Source organism: Streptomyces sp. NBC_01306 (assembly GCF_026340465.1).
In the GTDB taxonomy this organism is placed as follows: Bacteria; Actinomycetota; Actinomycetes; order Streptomycetales; family Streptomycetaceae; genus Streptomyces.
This window is the reverse complement of the sequence record NZ_JAPEPC010000001.1, coordinates 869,130-890,538: the sequence shown is the minus strand read 5'-3', so window position 1 is coordinate 890,538 and position 21,409 is coordinate 869,130. Positions and strand designations below refer to the sequence as shown.

Below are 21,409 nucleotides of genomic sequence, written 5' to 3'. Positions count from 1 at the left end.
TAACAGCCATGTCCGACATGACTCTCACGCCGGTTGCAGAAGGTCCCACCGGTTCCCGTAGAGGTCCTCGAAGACGGCGACCGAACCGTACGGCTCATGGCGCGGCTCCTCCAGGAAGCGGACGCCCGCGGCCCGCATCCGGGCGTGATCCCCGGCGAAGTCCCCGGTGTGCAGGAAGAAACCCACCCGGCCGCCTGTCTGGGCGCCGACGCTCGCGCGCTGCGCGTCGCCCTTGGCGCGGGCCAGCAGCAGACCGGTCCCCGGCTGCCCACCGGGCGGTGTGACCACAACCCAACGGCTGCCGTCGCCGCGGTCGGTGTCCTCGGACAGCGCGAATCCGAGGGCGCCGGTGTAGAAGCCGATGGCCTCGTCGTAGTCGTGGACGACCAGGGTGATCAGTGCGATGTGAGACATGGCGGGAAGGCTAACGGCAGACTGGTTATACGTACCACTCGCGCGGAGGCGGCCGCTGTGGCGACAATGGCCGCCATGACTGAGCAGCACCTCATCGACCGGGCCCGGCTGCTCGCCGGGACCGGGCACCGGCGGATCCTCGGCATCGCGGGCCCGCCGGGCGCCGGGAAGTCCACCCTCGCCGCCGGTCTCGCCGGCGCGCTCGGGGCGAGCGCCGTCGTGGTCCCGATGGACGGCTTCCACCTCGCCGGGGCCGAGCTGCGCCGCCTCGGCCGCGCCGACCGCAAGGGCGCCCCCGACACCTTTGACGAGGCCGGGTACGTGGCTCTGCTCGCCCGGCTGCGTACGCCAGGCAGCGACGTGGTGTACGCGCCCGCCTTCGACCGCGCGCTGGAGGAGCCCGTCGCGGGATCGGTGGCGGTCGCCCCCGACGTTCCGCTGGTGATCACCGAGGGGAACTATCTGCTGCACTGGCCGCGCGCGAGGGCCCTGCTCGACGAGGCGTGGTTCATCGGGGACGAGAACCCCAGGAGCCCCGGGAACGAGGCACGCGTCCGCAGACTCATCGAACGTCACATCCGGTACGGCAGGACCCGTGCGGAGGCCGAGCGCTGGGTGCACCGGTCCGACGAGGCCAACGCACGGGTCGTCGAGCGCACCAGGGACCGGGCGGACCTGCTCGTGCCGCATCCCTGAGAGGAACATCCCGCAGCTCCGCGTCGCTTGACGGGCACCGCGTCGCATCCCCGGACGCGGCCCGGCAGGATGGGGCCATGTCCACCGAACCCGTACCGTTCACCGCCGACGACTACCGCGCCCGTATGGCCCGTGCCGCACAGAGCGCGGCGGACGCCGGACTCGCCGGAGTACTCGTCGCACCCGGCCCCGACCTCGTCCACCTCACCGGCTACCGGCCGACCGCCGCCACCGAGCGGATGACCATGCTGGTCATCAGGGCAGGCCAGGACCCGGTCTTCGTCGTACCGACACTGGAGGCCGCGGACGCCGAGCACGCCGTCGGCGCCCCCGCGCTCACCCTGCTGGACTGGACGGACGGGAAGGATCCGTACGGCATCACCGCCGCGCTCCTCGACCCGGACGGCCGGTTCGCGGTCAGCGACAACGGCTGGGCGATGCATCTGCTCGGGCTCCAGCGTGCCCTGCCCGACAGCTCGTACCAGTCGCTGACGGAGGCCCTGCCGATGCTGCGCGCCGTGAAGGACGCGCCCGAGCTGGCCCGCCTCGAAGCGGCGGGCGCCGCGGCCGACGCGACGTACGAGGAGATCCTCAAGGTCCGCTTCTCCGGGCGCCGGGAGACCGACGTCGCCGCCGATCTGGCCGCGCTGCTGCGGCAGTTCGGGCACTCGCAGGTGGACTTCACGGTGGTCGGCTCCGGCCCGAACGGCGCCAACCCGCACCACGAGGCGGGCGAACGGGTCATCGGGTCCGGCGACATGGTCGTCCTGGACTTCGGCGGGCTCAAGGAGGGCTACGGCTCCGACACCTCCCGCACCGTCCACGTCGGCGCCCCGGGCGCCGAGGAGCAGCGGGTGCACGACATCGTCCGCGAGGCGCAGGACGCGGGCTGCCGGGCGGTGCGTCCCGGCGTCGCCTGCCAGGAGATCGACCGGGCGGCGCGCGCGGTCATCACCGAAGCCGGGTACGGCGAGCGGTTCATCCACCGCACCGGTCACGGCATCGGCGTCACCACCCATGAGCCCCCGTACATGATCGAGGGCGAGGAGCAGCCGCTGGTGCCCGGTATGTGCTTCTCCGTCGAGCCGGGCATCTATCTCCCCGGCCGCTTCGGCGTGCGGATCGAGGACATCGTCACCGTCACCGGGGACGGCGGACGACGGCTGAACACCACCCGCCGTGAGCTGGCGATCGTCGAGTAGTCGCCTCCGCACACCTGTTGGAGGGCCGTCAGGAGTCCGTCAGTACGACACACGATTCCGGCGGCAGCAGCAACAGACCGTCGGGGCCCGGCGGCCGGACCGGCTCCCAGGAGGCCAGGATCCGGCTGCCGCGCCCGTTCAGCGGGATCCTGGCCTCCCCGTCGCCGAGGTTGACCGCGATCCGCAGATCGCCCCTGCGGAACGCCAGCCACCGCGCTTCCTCGTCATACGCCACCTTGACCGAGGCCAGATCCGCGTCGACCAGGTCCGGGCAGGTGCGGCGCAGCGCGACCAGCTCGCGGTACCAGGCGAGCAGCCGTGAGTGGTGGCCGCCGTCCAGCTCGCCCCAGTTCAGACAGGACCGCTCCCTGGTGGCGGGCGACTGCGGGTCCGGGATCTCCCCCTCGGCCCAGCCGTGCTCGGCGAACTCCCGGCGCCGGCCGTTCCGTACGGCCTCCGCCAGGTCCGGATCGGTGTGGTCGGTGAAGAACTGCCACGGGGTGGCCGCCCCCCACTCCTCGCCCATGAACAGCATCGGCACGGAGGGCCCGGTGAGCACCAGGGTCGCCGCGCACGCCAGCAGACCGGGCGACAGGGTCGCCGAGAGCCGGTCGCCGAGCGCCCGGTTGCCGATCTGGTCATGGGTCTGCGAGAAGCCGACGAAGCGGTGCGCGGGCGTCGACGCACGGTGCACGGGACGGCCGTGGGTCCGGCCGCGGAACGTCGAGTACGTGCCGTCGTGGAAGAAGACCCGGGTGAGCGTCTTGGCCAGGGCGGCCAGCGGCGCGCGGGCGAAATCCGCGTAGTACCCCTGGGACTCACCGGTCAGCGCGGTGTGCAGGGCGTGGTGGAAGTCGTCGTTCCACTGGGCGTGCAGACCAAGACCGCCCGCCTCGCGCGGGGTCGTCGTCCGGGGATCGCAGAGATCCGACTCGGCGATCAGGAAGAGCGGGCGCCCGAGACCGGCCGAGAGCGCGTCGGTGGCGGCCGACAGCTCCTCCAGGAAGGTCAGCGCCCGCCCGTCGGCGAGCGCGTGGACGGCGTCAAGACGCAGCCCGTCGATCCGGTAGTCGCGCAGCCAGGCCAGCGCGCTGCCCAGCAGATACGCCCGGACCTCGTCGGAGCCGGGCGCGTCCAGGTTCACCGCCGAGCCCCACGGCGTGTGGTGGGTGTCGGTGAAGTACGGGCCGTAGGAGGGCAGATGGTTGCCGGACGGGCCGAGGTGGTTGTGGACCACGTCCAGCACGACCCCGAGTCCGCGCTCGTGAGCCGCGTCGACGAAGCGCTTCAGCCCCTCGGGGCCGCCGTACGGTTCGTGCACCGCCCACAGCGAGACCCCCTCGTACCCCCAGCCGTGCCGGCCGGGGAAGGGACAGACCGGCATCAGCTCCACATGGGTGACGCCCAGCGCGGCCAGATGGTCCAGCCGCCCGGCCGCCGCGTCGAAGGTGCCCTCGGGGGTGTACGTGCCGATGTGCAGCTCGTACAGCACGGCGCCCGGCAGCGCCAGGCCCGGCCACTCCTGGCGCCACTGGTATGCGTCGTGCCTGACGACGGCGCTCAGGCCGTCGGGGCCCGCCGGCTGGCGGCGCGAGCGCGGGTCGGGCAGCACGGGGCCCCCGTCGAGCCGGAAGCCGTAGTGGTCGCCGTCCTCCGCATCCGCGGTGACGGCCCACCAGCCGTCCCGCAGCGGATCACGCTCCATGGCCGACCGGCGCCCGGCCAGCTCCAGCGTGACGTCGCTCTTCTCCGGTGCCCACACCTCGAACAGCACAGCATCCCCTCGGTCGTCTCTTCGGGACCAGATCGTGCCGTCGGGACCAGGTCATGTCGTCGGGACCGCCATCGGCCGGCCGGCAGGCTCTCATCTTGACAAGATCAGGGGCTGGAGCGTGCGCACTCGGGCCATTAGGGTCGCGAGCCATGACGATTCCGCCACTGCCAGCCTTCCCGCCCGGATTCCTGTGGGGCGCATCCGCTTCCGCCTTCCAGACGGAGGGCTCGGCGGGCACCGACGGCAAGGGCCCGTCCGGCTGGGACGCCTTCGCAGCGCTCCCCGGCCGTATCAAGGACGGCGCCGACGGCTCACGCGGCACCGGCTTCTACGACCGCTACCGCGAGGACGTGGCGCTCCTCGCCGGGCTCGGCGCCGGGGCCTTCCGCTTCTCGGTGAGCTGGCCGCGCGTCGTCCCGGACGGCTCCGGCCCCCTCAACCCGACGGGCCTGGACTTCTACGACCGGCTCGTCGACGAGCTGTGCGGCCGGGGCATCACCCCCGCGCCGACGCTCTACCACTGGGACACCCCGCTCGCGCTCGAACAGAGCGGCGGCTGGCTGAACCGCGACACCGCGTACCGCTTCGCCGACTACGCGGGCGCCGTCGCCGAGCGCCTCGCCGACCGGGTCCCGATGTGGATCACCATCAACGAACCCGCCGAGGTGACGCTCCTCGGCTACGCGCTGGGCGAGCACGCCCCCGGCAAGAAGCTGCTCTTCGACGCGCTGCCCGCCGCTCACCACCAGCTGCTCGCGCACGGCCTCGCCGTGGGGGCGCTGCGCGCGGCAGGGGCATCGAACATCGGGATCGCCGTCTCGCACACCCCGGTCTGGACGGCAGGCGAGAGCGAGGAGGACCGGTTCGGGGCCGGGCTCTACGACACGGTCTCCAACTGGCTGTTCGCCGACCCGCTCCTCACCGGCGCCTACCCCGACGAGAACTTCGCGGCGCTGATGCCGGGACCGGTCGCCGACGACCTGGAGATCATCTCGGCCCCGCTCGACTGGTACGGGGTCAACTACTACAACCCCACCCTCGTCGGCGCGCCCGCCCCGCAGGCCCTCGACACCTTCGCCGGGTTCGGGATACCGGCCGAACTGCCCTTCGGGATCAGGGAGATAGAGGGGTACGACCGCACCGACTTCGGCTGGCCGGTGGTCCCCGACGGGCTGCGCGACATGCTGATCCAGCTGGAGAGCCGCTACGGTGACCGGCTGCCGCCGCTCTACATCACCGAGAACGGCTGCAGCTACGACGGTCTGCGGGACAGCCGCAGGATCGACTTCCTCGACGGCCATCTGCGCGCCCTGCACGCGGCCATGGCCGAGGGCATCGACGTCCGCGGCTACTTCACCTGGTCGCTCACCGACAACTTCGAGTGGATCGAGGGCAACGCCCAGCGGTTCGGCCTGGTCCACGTGGATTACGAGACGATGCGGCGCACCCCGAAGGACTCCTACCGGTGGTACCGCGAGGTGATCCGCAGTTCACAGGCCGGACACCCTGACGAAGACCCCGAGAAATGATCAATACTTCAACCATGGTCGCTCCGTGGTGGCAACAGGCTCAGCTGGGGATCTTCGTGCACTGGACGCCCGCGTCCGTGCCGGGGTGGGCCCCGCCGTACGACCCCGCGGGTCGCGCACACCTCGGCTGGACGTCGTACGGCGAGTGGTACGAGAACTCCCTGCGCTTCCCCGGCAGCCCGGTCTCCGCCCACCACCGGGAGACCTACGGCAGCCGCCCGTACACGGCGTTCGGCGGGGACTTCGCGGACGCGCTGAGCGGCTGGGACCCGGCGGAGTGGGCGCGCCGCTTCCGCGCGGCCGGGGCCCGTTACGCGGTCCTCGTCACCAAGCACCACGACGGCTACTGCCTCTGGCCCTCCGAGGTGCGCAACCCCCACCGCCCCGGCTGGCACACCCCGCGCGACGTCGTCGGTGAGTTCGCCGAAGCGGTCAGGGCCGAGGGGCTGCGCTTCGGTGTCTACTACTCGGGCGGCCTCGACTGGACGTTCCAGCCGCGCCCCATCGCCACCGCCGCTGACACCGTCGCCGCCGTCCCGCGCGGCGCGTACCCGGCGTACGCGGACGCCCAGCTGCGGGAGCTGATCAGGCGCTACCACCCGGACATCCTCTGGAACGACATCGCCTGGCCCGCGGGGCGCGCCGCGATCCGGAACCTGGTGGAGTACTACCGGTTCACCGTCCCGCACGGTGTCGTGAACGACCGGCTCTATCCGTACACACCGCTCTGGCGGGCGCTGCGGCTGCCCGGTCTGCGGGCCGCGTACAACAGCTGGGAGCGCCGCACGGTCGTCAGCGACGAGGGCTTCGTACCCAAGAAGCCGCCGTACTACGACTTCAGGACACCGGAGTACTCCCGCTACACCGGCCCCGACCCCTTCGAGATCACCCGCGGTGTCGACCACAGTTTCGGCTACAACCGGAACTCGGGCGATGACTCCTTCATCGGCCGTGACGCGCTGGCCGCGCTGCTCGGGACGGTCCGGTCCGACGGCGGCAATCTGCTGCTCAACGTCGGTCCGCGCGGCGAGGACGCCACCATCCCGCCCGAGCAGCAGCGCCGCCTGGACTGGCTCGGCGAGGCCGCGGGGGTCGGCTCGGCCCCGTAGACCCCGGACCCCGTAGACCCCGTAGACCCCGGCGAGCGGCACGCTCCAACTCACCGGCTGTTCCGGGCAGATCGGATCTGGCCGGATGCGATCGGATCAGTCCCACACCATGTTGACCGCCCGCTCGAAGTTCACATAGCCGGCCCGTTCGAAGGCCCGCGCCATCGGGACGTTGCCGACGTCCGTCGACGCGCGGATGCGGGGCACGTCCTGGCCGGCGAGGATCCGGGTCCCCTCGGCGAGGATCTCGTCGATGTACCCGTGTCCCCGGTGGCCGGGCAGCACCCCGATGTACGCGATGATCGCGTGGTAGTTGTTGCGTGCGGGGATCACGAAGCCGACCGGATCCCCGTCCGGCAGCTCCGCGATCCGCCACCAGCCGTCCGGGCTCCGGTAGCCCGCCAGCTCCTCGTCGTACTGCGCCTCGGACACCGCACCCGGGCTCAGCCCGGACTCCAACGAGGCCCGGGTGTGCGCGTCGAGCGAGCCCTCGGCGACCTGCGTCATCAGGGGGACGAGATCCTCCCGGTCGCGCACCGCACGGAACACCAGCCGGGCTCCGGGCGCCGGAGCCGCCGCCGCTCCGGGGGTCCACTCCAGCCGCAGCCGCTCGACCAGCAGCCGCGCCCCGGTCCGCTCCACCGCCCGCATCCGCGCCTCGACCACATCGCGGGCGACCGGGTCGGTGCGCCAGTCCGGCGGGATGTAACGGCCGTACTCGGGGCGCTCGGCCCCCGCCGGGAAGAGCCGCGCCATCGCCGTCTCCAGCAGCCGTACGCCGGTCTCGACGCGCTCCGGTGGGGGCAGGCTGTCGTCCAGATCGAAGAAGTCGAGGGTGTACGGGGCGCCGCCGGGCGAGAGGGCCCACCAAGCGGCCCGCGCCAGTACGCGGTCGCCGCGCAGCGCCACCCACATCCACTCGGGACGGCGCAGACCGCTCGCGAGGTCGTCGGCGAGTTCATGGTCGAGGACGTAGGGCAGTGTACGGAAGAGAGGGAGCTCTTCGGGCCCGGTCAACGGGCGGATCACCAGCTCGTGGGCGTGCGGCTGCTCGGGCAATTCGGCTCCTGGGACGGGGGGATGTCCGCAGACCGTAACAATCGGCGTCCGGCCTGGTCACATGGATATCGCAAACCCGGGGTCCGCCTGGACACCTGGATCGGGTCCCACCGACAATCAGTCCTGTGATGTCCTCTCCAGAGCCCCCGGCGCCCGCCCACGAGCCGCACGCGGTTCCTGCCCGGCTGTCCGACGCCGAGCGTGACCGGGTGCTCAGCGTGCTCAAGGAGGGCGCGGTCCAGGGCAAGCTCTCCCACGACACCTTCATGCGCCGGATGGAACTGGCCCTGGCGGCCCGCAGGTCGGACGAACTGGCCGCGCTCACCGCGGACCTGGAGAGCGGGACCGGCTGGTCGCAGCGGCTGCTGGGCGCGGTGGGCCAGGTGTCGGCCTTCCCCGGCCGGATGCGCAGGGCCTGGGCCGCCGAGCGGCTGCCGAAGCTGCTGCTGCCCATGGCCGGCCCGTACCCACTGCGCATCGGCCGCGACCCGGTCAACGGCCTGCGGCTGAACCACGAGACGGTGTCCCGGCTGCACGCCGAACTCGGCGCGCAGGCCGGCGTGTGGGTGCTGCGCGATCTGGGCTCGGCCAACGGGACGACGGTCAACGGACACCGGGTCACCGGCGCGGTCGTGGTCCGCGACGGCGACATGGTCGGCTTCGGACGGATCCACTTCCGGCTCGCGTCGCAGTGACCCCGGTGGCCGCCCGACCGCCGTGCCGCGCACAGCGGTTCAGTGCTGGTACGGCTCTGCCGCCGCCGGTACCACCCGCTTGAGCAGCGCCACCGGCCGTACCGCGAACAGCTCGCTCAGGGCGACCCGCCCGGTGAACTCCCGCTCGGGCGCCAGCAGATCGAGCCACACCCCGGCGGGCAGCGGCAGTTCCGTGTCGCGCCAGCCGCCCTCCTGTTCGAGCCGCAGCGACAGCCGGGTCACCGCGGTCACGGCCTCGCCCGAGCGGCAGAAGGCCAGGCAGTGGGAGGCGGCGGGGCCCTCCGCCGTCAGCGGTGTGTAGGTGCCCGACTCGCCGAAGACATCGGGGCAGTCGCGGCGCAGCAGCAGCGCCGTGGTCGTCAGGGCCAGCTTCTCGTCCGAGGGGTCGACGGGCACCGGCGGCCTGCGGTTGTCCGGGTCCACCAGCGCGATGTACGTGCCCTCCGTGCCCTGATAGACGTCGGGCACGCCAGGCATCGTGAGGTGGACCAGCGCGGCGCCCAGCACATTGGCCCGTACGTACGGGGCCAGCCCGCGGGCGAACGCGGCGACGGCCGACTGCGGCGGACCCGCGGGCCCCGCAGCCGTGAAGTCGGCGACCGCCTGCTCGTACGCCTCGTCCTGCTCGGTCCAGCTGGTGTGCAGCCCCGCCTCCCGCACGGATTTCAGCAGCGCGGGACCGAGCCGGTCCCGGTCGGGCAGCCCGAAGCCGAACGCGCTCTGCCAGGCCACCCAGGCCAGCTGCGGATCGGGCGCCGGAGTGGTCAGCCGGTCCAGCAGCGCGGCCCACTGCCCGGGGCACTCGGTGAGGACCGCGATCCGCGCCCGGACGTCCGCGCTGCGCTTGGTGTCGTGCGTGGTCAGTACGGTCCCGCCGGCCGGCCAGTCGCGGGCCGCCCGTGCGCAGAACGCGTGGAACCGTGCCGGGCTCACCGCCGGAGCCCCGGGGTCGCCGCCGACCTCGCCGGCCGAAACCAGCGGCGCGTACCGGTAGAAGGCGGTGTCCTCCACGGACTTGGCGCGCAGCGCCGACGCGGTCTGCGCGAACCGGGCGCAGAAAGCGGCGCGGTCGGGGCCGCCACCCAGCCTGCCGAGCGCCAGGTCCCGTACGACCCCGACGGCGGCCGACTCCTCCGGCACGGCGAAGGACGCGGCGGCCTGCCGTACCGTCTCCGGATCCAGCGTGGCCTCCGCGGTGTCGGGCGTCGGCCCGCCCGCGGTCACATACGGCCGGTAGACGGGTACCCGTACCAGCAGCTCGTGCAGCGCGGCCCGCAGCGCCCACGGCGCGTGGTCGCGCAGCGCCGGGTCCGCCGCGCAGATCCGTTCGGCGGTGCGGACCAGGAAGGCGGTCTCGGCCGCCAGCTCATGGGTGATGACCTTGTACGCGGCCCGGCGGACCGTCGACTCCCAGTACCCGCCCCGGTCGCCCGGGGGCCCCGCGTAGTCCCGGTAGCAACGCACCAGTTCGTCGGCGCCCGCCGGATCGGTGAACAGGCCGTCGATCCGGTGCAGTGCGTCGTAACCGGTGGTCCCCGCCACCGCCCAGTCGGCGGGCAGCTGCTCCTCGCCGGTGAGGATCTTCTCCACGACCGTCCAGCGGCCGCCCGTCGCCTCGCCGAGCCGCCGCAGATACGCGCCGGGGTCGGCGAGTCCGTCCGGGTGGTCGATGCGCAGCCCCTCGATGACGCCGTCGTCCATCAGCTCCAGGATCTTGGCGTGGGTGGCGTCGAAGACCGCCGGGTCCTCGACGCGCACCCCGATCAGGTCGGAGATGGTGAAGAAGCGGCGGTAGTTGAGTTCGGTGCGGGCGAGCCGCCACCAGGTGAGCCGGTACCACTGGGCGTCGAGGAGTTCGGGCAGCGGCAGCTTCGCGGTGCCCTCGCGCAGCGGAAAGGCGTGGTCGTAATAGCGCAGCACGTCCCCGTCGACCCGCAGCCGCTCCAGCTCGTCGCCGAGCCGGTGGCCGAGCACGGGCAGCAGGACCTTGCCGCCGCCCGACTCCCAGTCGATGTCGAACCAGCGCGCGTACGGCGAGACCGGGCCCTCGCGCAGTACGTCCCACAGTGGCCGGTTGTACCGGGGGGCCGCCGCCATGTGGTTCGGCACGATGTCCACGACGAGCCCGAGCCCGTGCGTGCGCGCGGTGTGCGCCAGCGCCCGCAGCCCGGCCTCGCCGCCCAGCTCGTCGCGGACCCGGGTGTGGTCCACGACGTCGTAGCCGTGCGTGGAGCCGGGGACGGAGTCAAGGACCGGCGACAGATGGAGGTGCGAGACACCGAGGGCGGCCAGATACGGCACGGCTGCCTCGGCGGCCGAGAACGGGAACTGCGGCTGGATCTGGAGCCGGTACGTCGCAGTGGGCGTCATGGGAACCTACGTACCCCGTTTCGCCGGCTCCCTGTCACCCCGCAGCCGGTCAGGCCGGCCGTTTCAGCACGGCCAGACTCCGTCCGATCAGCGCCAGCCGGTCGCCGGCGTCCACCTTCGGGCCCGGTCCCGGCGGCACACCGTCCTCATGGGCCGTGTCCACGACGACCTCCCACTGCCTGCCGTGGTTCACCGGCACCAGGAACTCGATCTCGTCCGCGCTCGCGTTGAACATCAGCAGGAACGAGTCGTCGGCGATGCGCTCGCCGCGCGTCCCCGGCTCCGAGATGGCGTTCCCGTTCAGGAAGACCGACAGGGCCTTGGCGTGCGCCGCCTGCCAGTCGCGCTGGACCATCTCCTCGCCCTCCGGGGTGAACCAGGCGATGTCGGAGAGGTCGTCGTGGGTGCCCTCCACCGGGCGGCCGTGGAAGAAGCGCCGCCGCCGGAAGACGGGATGCTCACGGCGCAGTGCCACCATCGCACGGGTGAAGGCCAGCAGGGTGCTGCTCCCGCCCGGGCCGTTCGGAGCGGAGCCGTCCCGGCCCGAGCTGTCCTGCTCCGGCCCGACCCCGTCCTCCGGCCCGGTCCCTTCCGGGCTGGGCCAGTGGACCCAGGCCAGCTCGCTGTCCTGGCAGTACGCGTTGTTGTTGCCGTGCTGGGTACGGCCGAACTCGTCGCCGTGGCTCAGCATCGGCACCCCCTGCGAGAGCAGCAGCGTGGCCATGAAGTTCCGCATCTGGCGGCCCCTCAGCTCCAGCACACCGGGGTCGTTGGTGTCGCCCTCGACGCCGCAGTTCCACGACCGGTTGTGGCTCTCGCCGTCCCGGTTGTTCTCGCCGTTCGCCTCGTTGTGCTTGTCGTTGTACGCCACCAGGTCGTGCAGCGTGAACCCGTCGTGGCAGGTGGTGAAGTTGATCGAGGCGAGCGGGCGCCGCCCGTCGTCCTGGTACAGGTCCGACGAGCCGGTCAGCCGCCCGGCGAACTCCGCGAGCGTACGGGGCTCGCCCCGCCACAGGTCCCGTACGGTGTCGCGGTACTTGCCGTTCCACTCGGTCCACAGCGGCGGGAAGTTCCCCACCTGGTAACCGCCCTCGCCCACGTCCCACGGCTCCGCGATCAGCTTCACCTGGGAGACCACCGGGTCCTGCTGCACCAGGTCGAAGAAGGACGACAGCCGGTCCACCTCGTGGAACTGACGGGCCAGGGTCGCCGCCAGGTCGAAGCGGAAACCGTCGATGTGCATCTCGGTCACCCAGTAGCGCAGCGAATCCATGATCAGCTGGAGGACGTGCGGGGAGCGCATCAGCAGGCTGTTGCCGGTGCCCGTGGTGTCCATGTAGTAGCGCGGATCGTCCGTCAGCCGGTAGTAGGAGGCGTTGTCCAGGCCGCGGAAGGAGAGCGTCGGGCCCAGGTGGTTGCCCTCGGCCGTGTGGTTGTAGACCACGTCGAGGATGACCTCGATCCCGGCCTCGTGCAGCGCCCGTACCGCCTGCTTGAATTCGAGCACCTGTTCACCGCGGTCGCCCCAGGAGGCGTACGCGTTGTGCGGGGCGAAGAACCCGATGGTGTTGTAGCCCCAGTAGTTCGAGAGCCCGCTGTCCGCCAGGCGGTGGTCCTTGACGAACTGGTGAACGGGCATCAGCTCCAGCGCCGTGACCCCGAGCCCGGTCAGATGCTCGATGACCGCCGGATGCGCGAGCGCCGCGTACGTCCCGCGCATCTCGTCGGGGAGCGCCGGATGGAGCATGGTCAGGCCCTTCACATGGGCCTCGTAGAGCACGGTCTCGTGGTACGGGGTCCGCGGCAGCCGGTCGTCGCCCCAGTCGAAGTAGGGGTTGACCACCACCGACGTCATGGTGTGCGGGGCGGAGTCCAGGTCGTTGCGCGAGTTCGGCCGGTCGAAGTGGTAGCCGTACACCGACTCGTCCCATTTGACCTCGCCGCTCACCGCCTTGGCGTACGGATCGAGGAGCAGCTTCGCCGAGTTGCAGCGCTGCCCGCTCTCCGGCGCGTACGGACCGTGCACCCGGAACCCGTACCGCTGGCCCGGCATGATGCCGGGCAGATAGGCATGGCGGACGAAGGCGTCCGTCTCCCTCAGCTCCACCGCCGTCTCTGAGCCGTCGTCGTGCAGCAGGCACAACTCGATTCGGTCGGCGGCCTCCGAAAAGACCGCGAAATTGGTCCCGGCGCCGTCGTACGTGGCACCGAGCGGGTATGTCTGTCCCGGCCAGACCTGCATGGGCACGACTCTTCCACATCAGGCACCGAGTCACGCGTGTCAGCGCGTCCTCGCCACGAACCACTATGAATCCCCTCACTCGGCCCCGTACGGCCGAGGGGAACGGTCACCACGAATACGGGAGTTGGGAAAGGAGCCTGTGCATCCGGCTGCACCGGCTCCCGCGCGCGGAGTACCCTTCCTTGATCGTTGCAGGGGGAGTGAAAGGCGGTACGCGGGTGGGCTCGGGAGGGCTGGAGTTGCCCCCAGGTGACCCGGGTCACGACGGGGGCTCCGCAGGTGTCCCACCCGGGGCGGTCTCCCTGGCGAGGCCCATGGAGATCGGGGCGGAACTCGACTGGGACGCCGGCGCCTGGAACGAGGTGCGGACCCGTGCGCAGCGCGCCGGGCGCGCCTACATCTGGCTGAACCTGGTCGAGCAGCGCCTCCGCGCGGTGGTGGCCGCCGTGCTGCGCCCCATCTACGAACCGGTGCACGCCGACGACTGGGTGGTCGCGGCCGCGGGCCCGGCAGGCCAGGAGTGGGTGCAGCGCGCCGTTGCCGTACGGGAGGTCTCGCGCCGCAAGGGCTATCTGCTGGACCCGGCCGACGACAACGTCCTGAGCTTCCTCACCCTGCCGCAGCTGCGCGAGCTGATGGTCCAGCACTGGCCGTGCTTCGAGCCGTACTACGACGACCGGCGCGATGTGGAACTGGCCCTGGACGAGCTGGAGGTCACCCGCAACGTGGTCTCCCGCAACCGGGCGCTCTCCGAGGCGGTGCTGGCCCAGGCGGAACGGGCCTCGTCGCGCCTGCTGAACATCCTGGGCGCGGGGTCGGGCGCGCCGTCCGCCGACCGGCTCCCGGTGGACGCGGTCGAGGACCTGGTGGGGGACCGGTACGCGGACGTCATCGGCGTCCACCCGGACCGCGTCCGGCTCCAGCGGCAGATCCCCGCCGAGGACCTCTTCGGCGGGGCGCGCAGGCTCGACGCGATAGGGATAGGCCTGAACCTCCTCGTCCAGAACTTCTCGGGCCGCAGGCTGGTCCGGCTGGCCGAGTCGGGATGCCGGGTCCGGCTGCTCTTCCTGAACCCCGCCAGCAGCGCGGTCAAGCGGCGCGAGCGGGAACTGGGGCTCAAGAAGGGCGAGCTGAGCCGGGCGGTGGAGACGAACATCCTGCACATGCGCCGGGTGCGGGCCCGGCTGCGGGACCCCGGGGCCTTCGAGATCCATGTGTTCGACGAGACGCCGCGCTTCATGGCCTGTCTGGTCGACGGCGACGGTGCGGACGGTCTCGCGGTCGTCCAGTCGTATCTGCGCAGGGCGCGCGGGATGGAGGCGCCGGTCCTGGTGCTCCGGGGCGGCGGGCGTGCGGTGGTCCGGCACGGGCAGGACTCGGAGCACGGCCTCTTCGAGACGTACCGGGACGAGTTCGAGTCCGTGTGGGGCGATTCGCGGCCGGTTTCCTGACCGACTTCTGACCGGGCCTCACCGCGGGCGCCACCGACCCGGTGGACCGGGCGGCCGGACCGGTTGTCAGTGGCGCGTGCGAGGGTGGTCACGACCTGGGGGACGTACCACGACGCACCACGGCACACCACGAGGAGGGCCGCCATGAGCTGGCACCGGGGACCACTGGTCGGCTTCGACCTGGAGACGACAGGCACCGACGTCGAGACCGACCGCATCGTCACGGCGGCGGTCGTGCGGCTGGACGCGGACGGTGGCGTCGAGGAGCAGCGCACCTGGCTGATCGACCCGGGGGTGGCGATACCGGAGCAGGCGGCGGCGATCCACGGCATCTCGACGGACCACGCCCGCGAGCACGGGGCCCGGGCGGCCTCCGCCGTCGAGGAGATCGCTCACACGGTTGCCGGGGTGCTGCGCTCGGGGGCGCCGCTGGTGGTGATGAACGCGCGGTACGACCTGTCGCTCCTGGACCGTGAGTGCGGGCGTCATGGGGTGGCGTCGGTCAGCGAGCGGCTCGGCACCGTGCCGTCGCCCGTCATTGACCCGCTGGTGATCGACAAACACGTCGACAAGTACCGCAGGGGCAAGCGCGCCCTCCAGGCACTGTGCGGCTACTACGGGGTGGCGCTCGACGACGCGCACGACGCGAGCGCGGACGCGGTGGCCGCCGCCCGGGTGGTACGCCGCATGGGGGAGCTGCACGAGCCCGTAGGGAGAATGCCGTTGGCGGACCTGCACGGCCTCCAGGTGCGTGCGGCAGCGGAGCAGTCGGCCTCACTGGAGGCGTATCTGCGACGCACCGCCGACCCGGCGGCGGTCGTGGAGGCGGCCTGGCCGGTCATCCCCCGGGGCCGGTGACACGGAGCGGGACGGGGGGATGACGCGGACCGGGCCGGCACCCGGACGGTTGGCCGGTGTTCACTTCATGCCAGTGGAAGCATCTCGGGCGGGGTGCAGAAGCCGTCGGGCACCTCGGTCCGCCCGTCAGCCATGGTGTGCGCCTTCTGCCGCGGTCAGTTCTTGGCGGGGGCCTGGACGCTCCAGTGGCGCCCGTCGGGGTCGCGGATGGTCATCGCCCTGGTTCCGAAGTGGGTCTCCTCGAACGGCGTGACGACCTCGACGGCAGGATCGGGACTGAACGCGTCCGCGTCCGGCACCTTCAGCACCATCTGCGTCTGGGGCTCCTGGTCCTCGGGGACCTCGGCGATGAAGAGGTACGGTCCGTCGACGCTGCGGAGCCGGCCGGAGTTGTGGTCGGTCGAGAACTCCAGCTCGTAGCCCAGCGCCTGGAAGAACTTCGCCGCCCTGCCCCAGTTGTGGGTCGTCAGGAACACGGCCTCGATTCCTTCGGTCGCCATGTCAGGTGTCCTTTCCGGTCGATTGCTGTTGGTGTCCGTTCGGCGTCGCCGTGTCAGGCGCGCAGGGCGTCAGCGACCAGCGCCGACAACGACATGCCCGACTCGATGGTGCGTTACTTGACCTTCTTGATCAGCCCGATCGGCAAATCCACGCCGAATTTCCGGAGCGCCCCGGTATCGGACTCGTCCGTCTAGAACGGATACCACCGGACCCCGGGGTCGTTCTCGCGCAGTGACGCCACCCTGCGGCGGAACTCGTCGAGCGCCCGGGGGTTCGCCGGGGCGTGCTGGGCGACCCAGGCGCAGCTCGCCGTCTCGCGGGCGCCGCGCAGGACCGTGCAGCCCTCCCATTCGCGGACGTCCCAGCCGTAGGTGCGGACGAAGGAGTCGTACGCCTCCGGGGGCACCCCGTAGCGGTCGCGGGACAGGGCCATGACGACCAGGTCGTGCTCCCGCAGGTCCGAAGAGAACGTCTCCAGGTCGACCAGGACCGGTCCTTGCGGGGTGATGTGGACATTGCGCGGGAGCGCGTCGCCGTGGATCGGGCCCGGGGGCAGGTGGGGTGTCAGTGCGGCCGCCGCCGAGGCGAAGCCGTCGCGGCGCTCGCGGAGGTAGTCCGCGTCCGCCGGGTCGATGGCGTCCCCCGCGAGCCGCAGCCAGCGCTCGACCCCGCCCAGGAGTTCGCGCCGGGGGAGCGCGAAGTCCGGTGCGGGCAGCGTGTGGACGGAGCGCAGCAGCGCCGCGAGGTCCGCGGGCTCGGCCGGGCGGACCGCGTCGGGGAGCCGGTGCCAGAGCGTGACCGGATGACCGTCCGCCAGCCGCGGCGACGGCTCGGCCGCGCGCACCGCGGGGATGCCCGCCTCCGCGAGCCAGCCCGCCACGGAGAGTTCGCGCTCCGCGCGCTCCAGCAGCTCCGGGGCCCTGCCCACCTTGATGACGAGCCCGCCGTCCGCGAAGACCGCGTTCTCACCCAGCGCCAGCAGCTCCGCGTCCTTCGCCAGACCGGTCGTGCGCAGTATGTCCCGCGCCGTTGACTCGTCCATGTGGTGTCTCCCGCTCTCGTTGGAACGGGCCAAGTTTCGCATCCGTGCAGACGGGGCCTGGCATCTGCGGGTGGTCACCGGGCCCGTCGAAATAAGTTGCACGAGACGTCTCGTCTCGCCTACCGTCATGGCATGACTTCACCCAAGCGTGCTCATATCGCCATGTTCTCCATCGCGGCTGCCGGGCACGTGAACCCGAGCATCGAAGTGATCCGGGAACTCGTCGCCCGCGGCCACCGCGTCACCTACGCGATCCCGGCATCCTTCGCCGAGAAGGTCGCGGAGACCGGTGCCGAGCCCGTCGTCTACACATCGACCCTGCCCACCGACGACGACCCCGAGGCCTGGGGCACCGAGGTGATCGAGAACATCGAACCGTTCCTCCGCGACGCCATCTCCGCCCTGCCGCAGCTGATCGAGGCGCACGAGGGACCGGACGGAGTGGGCGTACCCGACCTGATCGTGCACGACATCACTTCCTACCCGGCCATCGTGCTGTCCCGCCGCTGGGGTATCCCCGCTGTCTCGCTCTCCCCGAACCTGGTCGCCTGGCAGGGGTACGAGGAGGAGGTCGGCGAGCCGGTGGTCGCCCAGCTCATGGCGACCGAGCGGGGCCGGGCCTACTACGCGCGCTTCCACGCCTGGCTGGAGGAGAACGGCATCGACGAGCACCCCGACCCGTTCGTCGGCCGTCCCCGCCGCAGCATCGTCCTCATCCCGCGCGCGATGCAGCCCAACGGCGACCGGGTGGACGACACCAGGTACACCTTCGTCGGCGCCTGCCAGGGCGACCGCAAGGAGCAGGGGGAGTGGCAGCGTCCGGAGGGCGCCGAGAAGGTGCTGCTCGTCTCGCTCGGCTCGACCTTCACCAAGCAGCCGGGCTTCTACCGCGAGTGCATCGAGGCCTTCGGCGGCCTGCCCGGCTGGCATGTGGTGCTCCAGATCGGCAAGTACGTGGAGGTGTCCGAACTGGGCCCGGTCCCGGCCAACTTCGAGGTGATGCGCTGGACCCCGCAGCTCTCCGTGCTCCGGCAGGCCGACGCCTTCATCACCCACGCGGGCGCGGGCGGCAGCCAGGAGGGACTGGCCACGGCGACGCCGATGGTCGCCGTCCCGCAGGCCGTGGACCAGTTCTCCAACGCGGACATGCTCCAGTCGCTGGGCGTGGCCCGGCACGTACCGATGGCGGACGCCAGCGCGGCGACACTGCGCGAAGCGGTGCTCGCGCTGGCCGATGACCCGGAGGTCGCCCGGCGGCTCGCGCGTATCGGCGCCGGGATGGCGACGGAAGGAGGCACCCGGCGCGCGGCCGACCTCATCGAGGCGGAACTGCCCGCGGAGTAGGCCCTGCCGCCGGGCGCTGCCGGGGCGAGCAGCTACCGGCGCGGGCGCGCGGTCTATGTTCGTCCCCATGACGACCAGATACGCGGTACTGCTGCGCGGGATCAACGTGGGCGGCAACAGGAAGGTCCCCATGGCGGACCTCAGGGAGCTGCTCACCGGACTCGGCCACGACGACGTCCGTACGTACCTCAACAGCGGGAACGCCGTCTTCAGCAGCGCGACGGCCGGCGAGGACAAGCTGGCGGCGGCAGTGGAGGAGGCCATCGCGAACCGTTTCGGCTTCACGGTGGCCTGCCTCGTCCGCAGCGGAGCCTATCTGCGGGCCGTGGCCGACAACTGCCCCTTCCAGGCGGCCGGACTCCAGGGCAAGCAACTGCACGTCACCTACTTCTCCGGCCCCGTCGGGCCCGAGCGGTACGCCGCCATCGACCAGCAGGCCTATCTGCCCGAGGAGTTCAGGCTCGGCGACCGGGCGCTCTATCTGTACGCCCCGGACGGGCTCGGCCGCTCCAAGCTCGCTGAGGCCCTGAACAGGCCCGCCGTGAACAAGGGCGTCACCGGCACCTCCCGCAACTGGAACACCGTGCTCAAGCTGGCCGAGCTGACCGGCGGTTGACCGGCGGCAGGGCCCCGCCGTCAGCGCCGGCGTGCCCCGCCGTCAGTGCTGGGCGGCCCGCTCCGAACGGGCCGCCCAGCGGCCGTCCGTGCGAGTGATCCGTACCGGATGGTCGAAGCACTTGCTGACCTGGTCGGTGGTGAGGACCTCATCGGCCGGCCCCGAACCCAGGCACGCGCCACCGCGCAGCAGCATCGCGTGCGTCGTGGACGCGGGCAGCTCCTCCAGATGGTGGGTGACGAGGATCGTCGCCAGCTCCGGGTGCTCGGCGCGCAGCTCGTCCAGGCTGGTCAGCAGCTGCTCGCGGGCGGCCAGGTCCAGTCCGGTGGCCGGCTCGTCGAGCAGGACGAGCCGGGGGCTGGGCATCAGGGCGCGGGCGATCAGGGTCCGCCCGCGCTCGCCCTGCGAGAGCGTCGGCCAGCGCGACTCGGCCTTCTCGCCGCCCATGCCCAGCATGGTCAGCAGCCGGTCGGCCCGCTTGACCTGCTCCTCGGTCGGCGACCAGCGCGGCACGGGCTCGATGGAGTTGGTGAGACCGGTCAGCACGACGTCGCGGACCCGCAGCGGTGAGTGCAGCGGATGGCGCGGGTTGATGTGCCCCAGATGGGAGCGGAGCTCCCGCAGGTCCACCCGGCCGAGCGTCCGCCCGAGGATCTCCACCTTCCCGCGGGTGGGGTGCGTCACCGCGCCCAGCAGCCCGAGCAGGGTCGACTTGCCCGCGCCGTTGGCACCGAGCAGGGCCCAGTGCTCCCCGCTGTGCACGGTCAGCGAGACCGAGTCCAGCAGCAGGTTTCCGTCCCGTACGAAATCGACGTCGTCCGCACGGATCACGACGGTGCTCACAGGTCGTTCAGCTCCTTCATCTCTTGCATGCCCTCCGGCAGCGGGAACCAGGGCAGAAAGGCGAGGCCGTGCGTCTCGCACGCCGCTCGTACGTCCGCCGACGCGCGGTCGAGGAGGGGGAGGCGGCTCTGCACCGAGGCGGTCCCGGTCGGGGACAGCGCCTGCTCAGGCTGGTCGGCGGTCATCGTGTCCAGGCCGACGTACCGGATCCTACTCTTCTGCCACAGCGCGCCGACGGCGCCCGGCTGCTCCCGGTCCGGCTGCTCCCGGTCCGGGGCTCCCGGTCCGGGGCTCCCGGTCCGGCCGGCCGCGCGGCGCCGGAACGGGACGTCGTACGGGAACCGGGACAGTACGGGAACCGGGACGGCGGGACAGTACGGGAACCCCGGCACCGGGCCGAGAGGTGTCCTGGATCATGGCCCGGCGCCGTCCGGCTGTGCCAGAGTCCCGGTATGCGCTACATCATCATTGGAGCCGGCGCCGTCGGCGGCATCATCGGCGGGCGGCTGTCCGAGAGCGGCAGCGAAGTGGTTCTGGTGGCCCGTGGGGCGCACTACGAGGCACTCCGGGACGGCGGGCTGCGGATCGCGACCCCGGAGGGCACCCGCACACTCGCACTGCCGGTCGCCGACGGCCCCGCCGCGGTGGAACTGCGCCCCGATGACGTCCTGGTCCTGACGGTCAAGACGCAGGACAGCATCGCGGCCCTCGACGCCTGGGGCCCGCGGCCGGTGGCCGGCACCGGCGCGACGGCCGCCGAAGTGCTCCCGCTGGTCTGTGCGCAGAACGGCGTGGAGAGCGAACGCCTCGCGCTGCGCAGCTTCCGCCGGGTGTACGGCATGTGCGTCTGGCTGCCCGCGACCTTCCTGGAGCCGGGCTCCGTCGCCGCGGCCGGTTCCCCGCTCTCCGGGATGCTGCACATCGGCCGCTATCCGGCGGGCACGGACCGTACCGCCCGGCAGATCTCGGCGGATCTGGAGAAGGCTCCGTTCGAGGCGCCGGTCGTTCCCGACGTGATGCGCTGGAAGTACGGCAAACTCCTCTCGAACCTGGTCAATTCACTCCAGGCGGCCTGCGGAATCCACGGCACGGACCCCGCGGCGGACGCCATCATGGCGGAGCTGCTCCAGCAGGCGGAGGCCGAGGGGCGCGCCGTCTACGCGGCAGCCGGGATCGAGGCCGCGAGCGCCGAGGAGCAGCAGCGGGTGCGCGGCGACAAGATCACCCAGCTGCCGGCCGAGGGGCGGCCGCGAGGCGGCGGTTCCTCCTGGCAGAGCCTCAGCCGGGGCACGGGCACCATCGAGGCCGACTTCCTCAACGGCGAGATCGCCCTGCTCGGCCGGCTGCACGGAGTGCCGACCCCGGTGAACGACGTACTCCAGCGGGTGGCCAACACCTTCGCGCGCGAGCGGCGCCCAGCGGGCTCCATGCCGGCCGCCGAGCTGGCCGCGCTGGTTGCCGACGCGGCGCAGTAGTGGGGTGAGCCGCCGGCCCAGTGCTGAGAGGGGCCGGGTGGAACCTCCGATGACTTGAATCCTCCGATGACCTGAACGGGTGTCAGTCGAATCAGATCGATCAGAAGGGCATTTCTTGTCCGATCCGTTGACCGTTGCATCACAACCCTCCTACCTTTCTCCTGCCTT

General features: G+C 71.8%; 19 protein-coding genes. 10 read left to right on the top strand and 9 right to left on the bottom strand.

Annotated features, from left to right (window positions below; translation table 11 throughout):
* Positions 1–24: 24 nt before the first annotated feature.
* A complete protein-coding gene (locus OG385_RS03895) occupies positions 25–414 on the bottom strand; it encodes a VOC family protein (RefSeq protein ID WP_266851847.1) in 390 nt (129 codons plus the stop codon).
* A 75-nt stretch (positions 415–489) separates the two neighbouring features.
* Here OG385_RS03895 and OG385_RS03890 point away from each other — a divergent pair, with 75 nt between their 5' ends.
* Positions 490–1,110, top strand: a complete 621-nt coding sequence (locus OG385_RS03890; protein ID WP_266851845.1) for a nucleoside/nucleotide kinase family protein — start codon at positions 490–492, stop codon at positions 1,108–1,110.
* Between the two features lie 77 nt (positions 1,111–1,187).
* Positions 1,188–2,312, top strand: a complete 1,125-nt coding sequence (locus OG385_RS03885) for an aminopeptidase P family protein (protein WP_266851843.1) — start codon at positions 1,188–1,190, stop codon at positions 2,310–2,312.
* Between the two features lie 28 nt (positions 2,313–2,340).
* Here OG385_RS03885 and treZ read toward each other — a convergent pair whose 3' ends face one another.
* Positions 2,341–4,086 (bottom strand): malto-oligosyltrehalose trehalohydrolase, encoded by a 1,746-nt coding sequence (gene treZ, locus OG385_RS03880; protein WP_266851841.1) that lies wholly within the window; start codon positions 4,084–4,086, stop codon positions 2,341–2,343.
* Between the two features lie 149 nt (positions 4,087–4,235).
* Between treZ and OG385_RS03875 the strand changes: the two genes are divergently transcribed.
* On the top strand, positions 4,236–5,615 hold the full coding sequence (locus OG385_RS03875) for a GH1 family beta-glucosidase (RefSeq protein ID WP_266851839.1): 1,380 nt from the start codon (positions 4,236–4,238) through the stop codon (positions 5,613–5,615).
* The gene (locus OG385_RS03870) at positions 5,612–6,724 is read left to right on the top strand and encodes an alpha-L-fucosidase (RefSeq protein WP_266851837.1); all 1,113 of its coding nucleotides are present in this window, start codon (positions 5,612–5,614) and stop codon (positions 6,722–6,724) included. The genes OG385_RS03875 and OG385_RS03870 overlap by 4 nt, the downstream gene beginning before the upstream one ends.
* Positions 6,725–6,820: 96 nt before the next feature.
* Here OG385_RS03870 and OG385_RS03865 read toward each other — a convergent pair whose 3' ends face one another.
* Positions 6,821–7,783 (bottom strand): GNAT family N-acetyltransferase, encoded by a 963-nt coding sequence (locus OG385_RS03865; protein WP_266851836.1) that lies wholly within the window; start codon positions 7,781–7,783, stop codon positions 6,821–6,823.
* Between the two features lie 128 nt (positions 7,784–7,911).
* On the opposite strand from OG385_RS03865, the gene OG385_RS03860 reads away from it, so the two are divergent.
* Positions 7,912–8,478, top strand: a complete 567-nt coding sequence (locus OG385_RS03860; protein WP_266860612.1) for a DUF1707 and FHA domain-containing protein — start codon at positions 7,912–7,914, stop codon at positions 8,476–8,478.
* A 39-nt stretch (positions 8,479–8,517) separates the two neighbouring features.
* Here the strand turns inward: OG385_RS03860 and treY are convergent, their stop codons facing one another.
* Together treY and glgX are read right to left on the bottom strand one after the other, a co-directional pair.
* A complete protein-coding gene (treY, locus tag OG385_RS03855; protein WP_266851834.1) occupies positions 8,518–10,869 on the bottom strand; it encodes a malto-oligosyltrehalose synthase in 2,352 nt (783 codons plus the stop codon).
* A 49-nt stretch (positions 10,870–10,918) separates the two neighbouring features.
* Positions 10,919–13,111: a glycogen debranching protein GlgX gene (glgX, locus tag OG385_RS03850; RefSeq protein WP_266851832.1), complete on the bottom strand. Its 2,193-nt coding sequence runs from the start codon at positions 13,109–13,111 to the stop codon at positions 10,919–10,921.
* 218 nt (positions 13,112–13,329) lie between these two features.
* Here glgX and OG385_RS03845 point away from each other — a divergent pair, with 218 nt between their 5' ends.
* Together OG385_RS03845 and OG385_RS03840 are read left to right on the top strand one after the other, a co-directional pair.
* Positions 13,330–14,562, top strand: a complete 1,233-nt coding sequence (locus OG385_RS03845) for an SAV2148 family HEPN domain-containing protein (RefSeq protein WP_266851830.1) — start codon at positions 13,330–13,332, stop codon at positions 14,560–14,562.
* A 144-nt stretch (positions 14,563–14,706) separates the two neighbouring features.
* On the top strand, positions 14,707–15,420 hold the full coding sequence (locus OG385_RS03840; protein ID WP_266851828.1) for a 3'-5' exonuclease: 714 nt from the start codon (positions 14,707–14,709) through the stop codon (positions 15,418–15,420).
* A 155-nt stretch (positions 15,421–15,575) separates the two neighbouring features.
* On the opposite strand, the gene OG385_RS03835 is transcribed toward OG385_RS03840, so the two are convergent.
* Together OG385_RS03835 and OG385_RS03830 are read right to left on the bottom strand one after the other, a co-directional pair.
* Positions 15,576–15,920: a glyoxalase/bleomycin resistance/extradiol dioxygenase family protein gene (locus OG385_RS03835; protein WP_266851827.1), complete on the bottom strand. Its 345-nt coding sequence runs from the start codon at positions 15,918–15,920 to the stop codon at positions 15,576–15,578.
* Positions 15,921–16,111: 191 nt separating this feature from the next.
* On the bottom strand, positions 16,112–16,963 hold the full coding sequence (locus OG385_RS03830) for a phosphotransferase enzyme family protein (protein ID WP_266851825.1): 852 nt from the start codon (positions 16,961–16,963) through the stop codon (positions 16,112–16,114).
* 132 nt (positions 16,964–17,095) lie between these two features.
* Between OG385_RS03830 and mgt the strand changes: the two genes are divergently transcribed.
* The gene (mgt, locus tag OG385_RS03825; protein WP_266851824.1) at positions 17,096–18,307 is read left to right on the top strand and encodes a macrolide-inactivating glycosyltransferase; all 1,212 of its coding nucleotides are present in this window, start codon (positions 17,096–17,098) and stop codon (positions 18,305–18,307) included.
* A gap of 67 nt (positions 18,308–18,374) precedes the next feature.
* Positions 18,375–18,923, top strand: coding sequence for a DUF1697 domain-containing protein (locus OG385_RS03820; RefSeq protein WP_266851822.1), 549 nt, complete (start codon positions 18,375–18,377; stop codon positions 18,921–18,923).
* A gap of 42 nt (positions 18,924–18,965) precedes the next feature.
* Here OG385_RS03820 and OG385_RS03815 read toward each other — a convergent pair whose 3' ends face one another.
* Both OG385_RS03815 and OG385_RS03810 read right to left on the bottom strand, forming a co-directional pair.
* A complete protein-coding gene (locus OG385_RS03815; RefSeq protein ID WP_266851821.1) occupies positions 18,966–19,766 on the bottom strand; it encodes an ABC transporter ATP-binding protein in 801 nt (266 codons plus the stop codon).
* Entirely contained in the window at positions 19,763–20,158 is a 396-nt protein-coding gene (locus OG385_RS03810; RefSeq protein ID WP_266851819.1) for a hypothetical protein, read from the bottom strand. Before OG385_RS03810 ends, OG385_RS03815 begins: the two co-directional genes overlap by 4 nt.
* A gap of 60 nt (positions 20,159–20,218) precedes the next feature.
* Here OG385_RS03810 and OG385_RS03805 point away from each other — a divergent pair, with 60 nt between their 5' ends.
* A complete protein-coding gene (locus tag OG385_RS03805) occupies positions 20,219–21,241 on the top strand; it encodes a ketopantoate reductase family protein (protein WP_266851817.1) in 1,023 nt (340 codons plus the stop codon).
* Positions 21,242–21,409: the final 168 nt, after the last annotated feature.

Excerpts from the sequence above, each read along its gene's own strand:
- mgt (WP_266851824.1), top strand. The coding sequence starts at position 17,096 with ATGACTTCACCCAAGCGTGCTCATATCGCCATGTTCTCCATCGCGGCT.
- OG385_RS03885 (WP_266851843.1), top strand. The coding sequence starts at position 1,188 with ATGTCCACCGAACCCGTACCGTTCACCGCCGACGACTACCGCGCCCGT.
- glgX (WP_266851832.1), bottom strand. The coding sequence starts at position 13,111 with ATGCAGGTCTGGCCGGGACAGACATACCCGCTCGGTGCCACGTACGAC.
- OG385_RS03875 (WP_266851839.1), top strand. The coding sequence starts at position 4,236 with ATGACGATTCCGCCACTGCCAGCCTTCCCGCCCGGATTCCTGTGGGGC.
- OG385_RS03820 (WP_266851822.1), top strand. The coding sequence starts at position 18,375 with ATGACGACCAGATACGCGGTACTGCTGCGCGGGATCAACGTGGGCGGC.
- OG385_RS03840 (WP_266851828.1), top strand. The coding sequence starts at position 14,707 with ATGAGCTGGCACCGGGGACCACTGGTCGGCTTCGACCTGGAGACGACA.
- OG385_RS03860 (WP_266860612.1), top strand. The coding sequence starts at position 7,912 with ATGTCCTCTCCAGAGCCCCCGGCGCCCGCCCACGAGCCGCACGCGGTT.
- OG385_RS03805 (WP_266851817.1), top strand. The coding sequence starts at position 20,219 with ATGCGCTACATCATCATTGGAGCCGGCGCCGTCGGCGGCATCATCGGC.
- OG385_RS03870 (WP_266851837.1), top strand. The coding sequence starts at position 5,612 with ATGATCAATACTTCAACCATGGTCGCTCCGTGGTGGCAACAGGCTCAG.
- OG385_RS03830 (WP_266851825.1), bottom strand. The coding sequence starts at position 16,963 with ATGGACGAGTCAACGGCGCGGGACATACTGCGCACGACCGGTCTGGCG.
- OG385_RS03835 (WP_266851827.1), bottom strand. The coding sequence starts at position 15,920 with ATGGCGACCGAAGGAATCGAGGCCGTGTTCCTGACGACCCACAACTGG.
- OG385_RS03890 (WP_266851845.1), top strand. The coding sequence starts at position 490 with ATGACTGAGCAGCACCTCATCGACCGGGCCCGGCTGCTCGCCGGGACC.
- treY (WP_266851834.1), bottom strand. The coding sequence starts at position 10,869 with ATGACGCCCACTGCGACGTACCGGCTCCAGATCCAGCCGCAGTTCCCG.
- OG385_RS03895 (WP_266851847.1), bottom strand. The coding sequence starts at position 414 with ATGTCTCACATCGCACTGATCACCCTGGTCGTCCACGACTACGACGAG.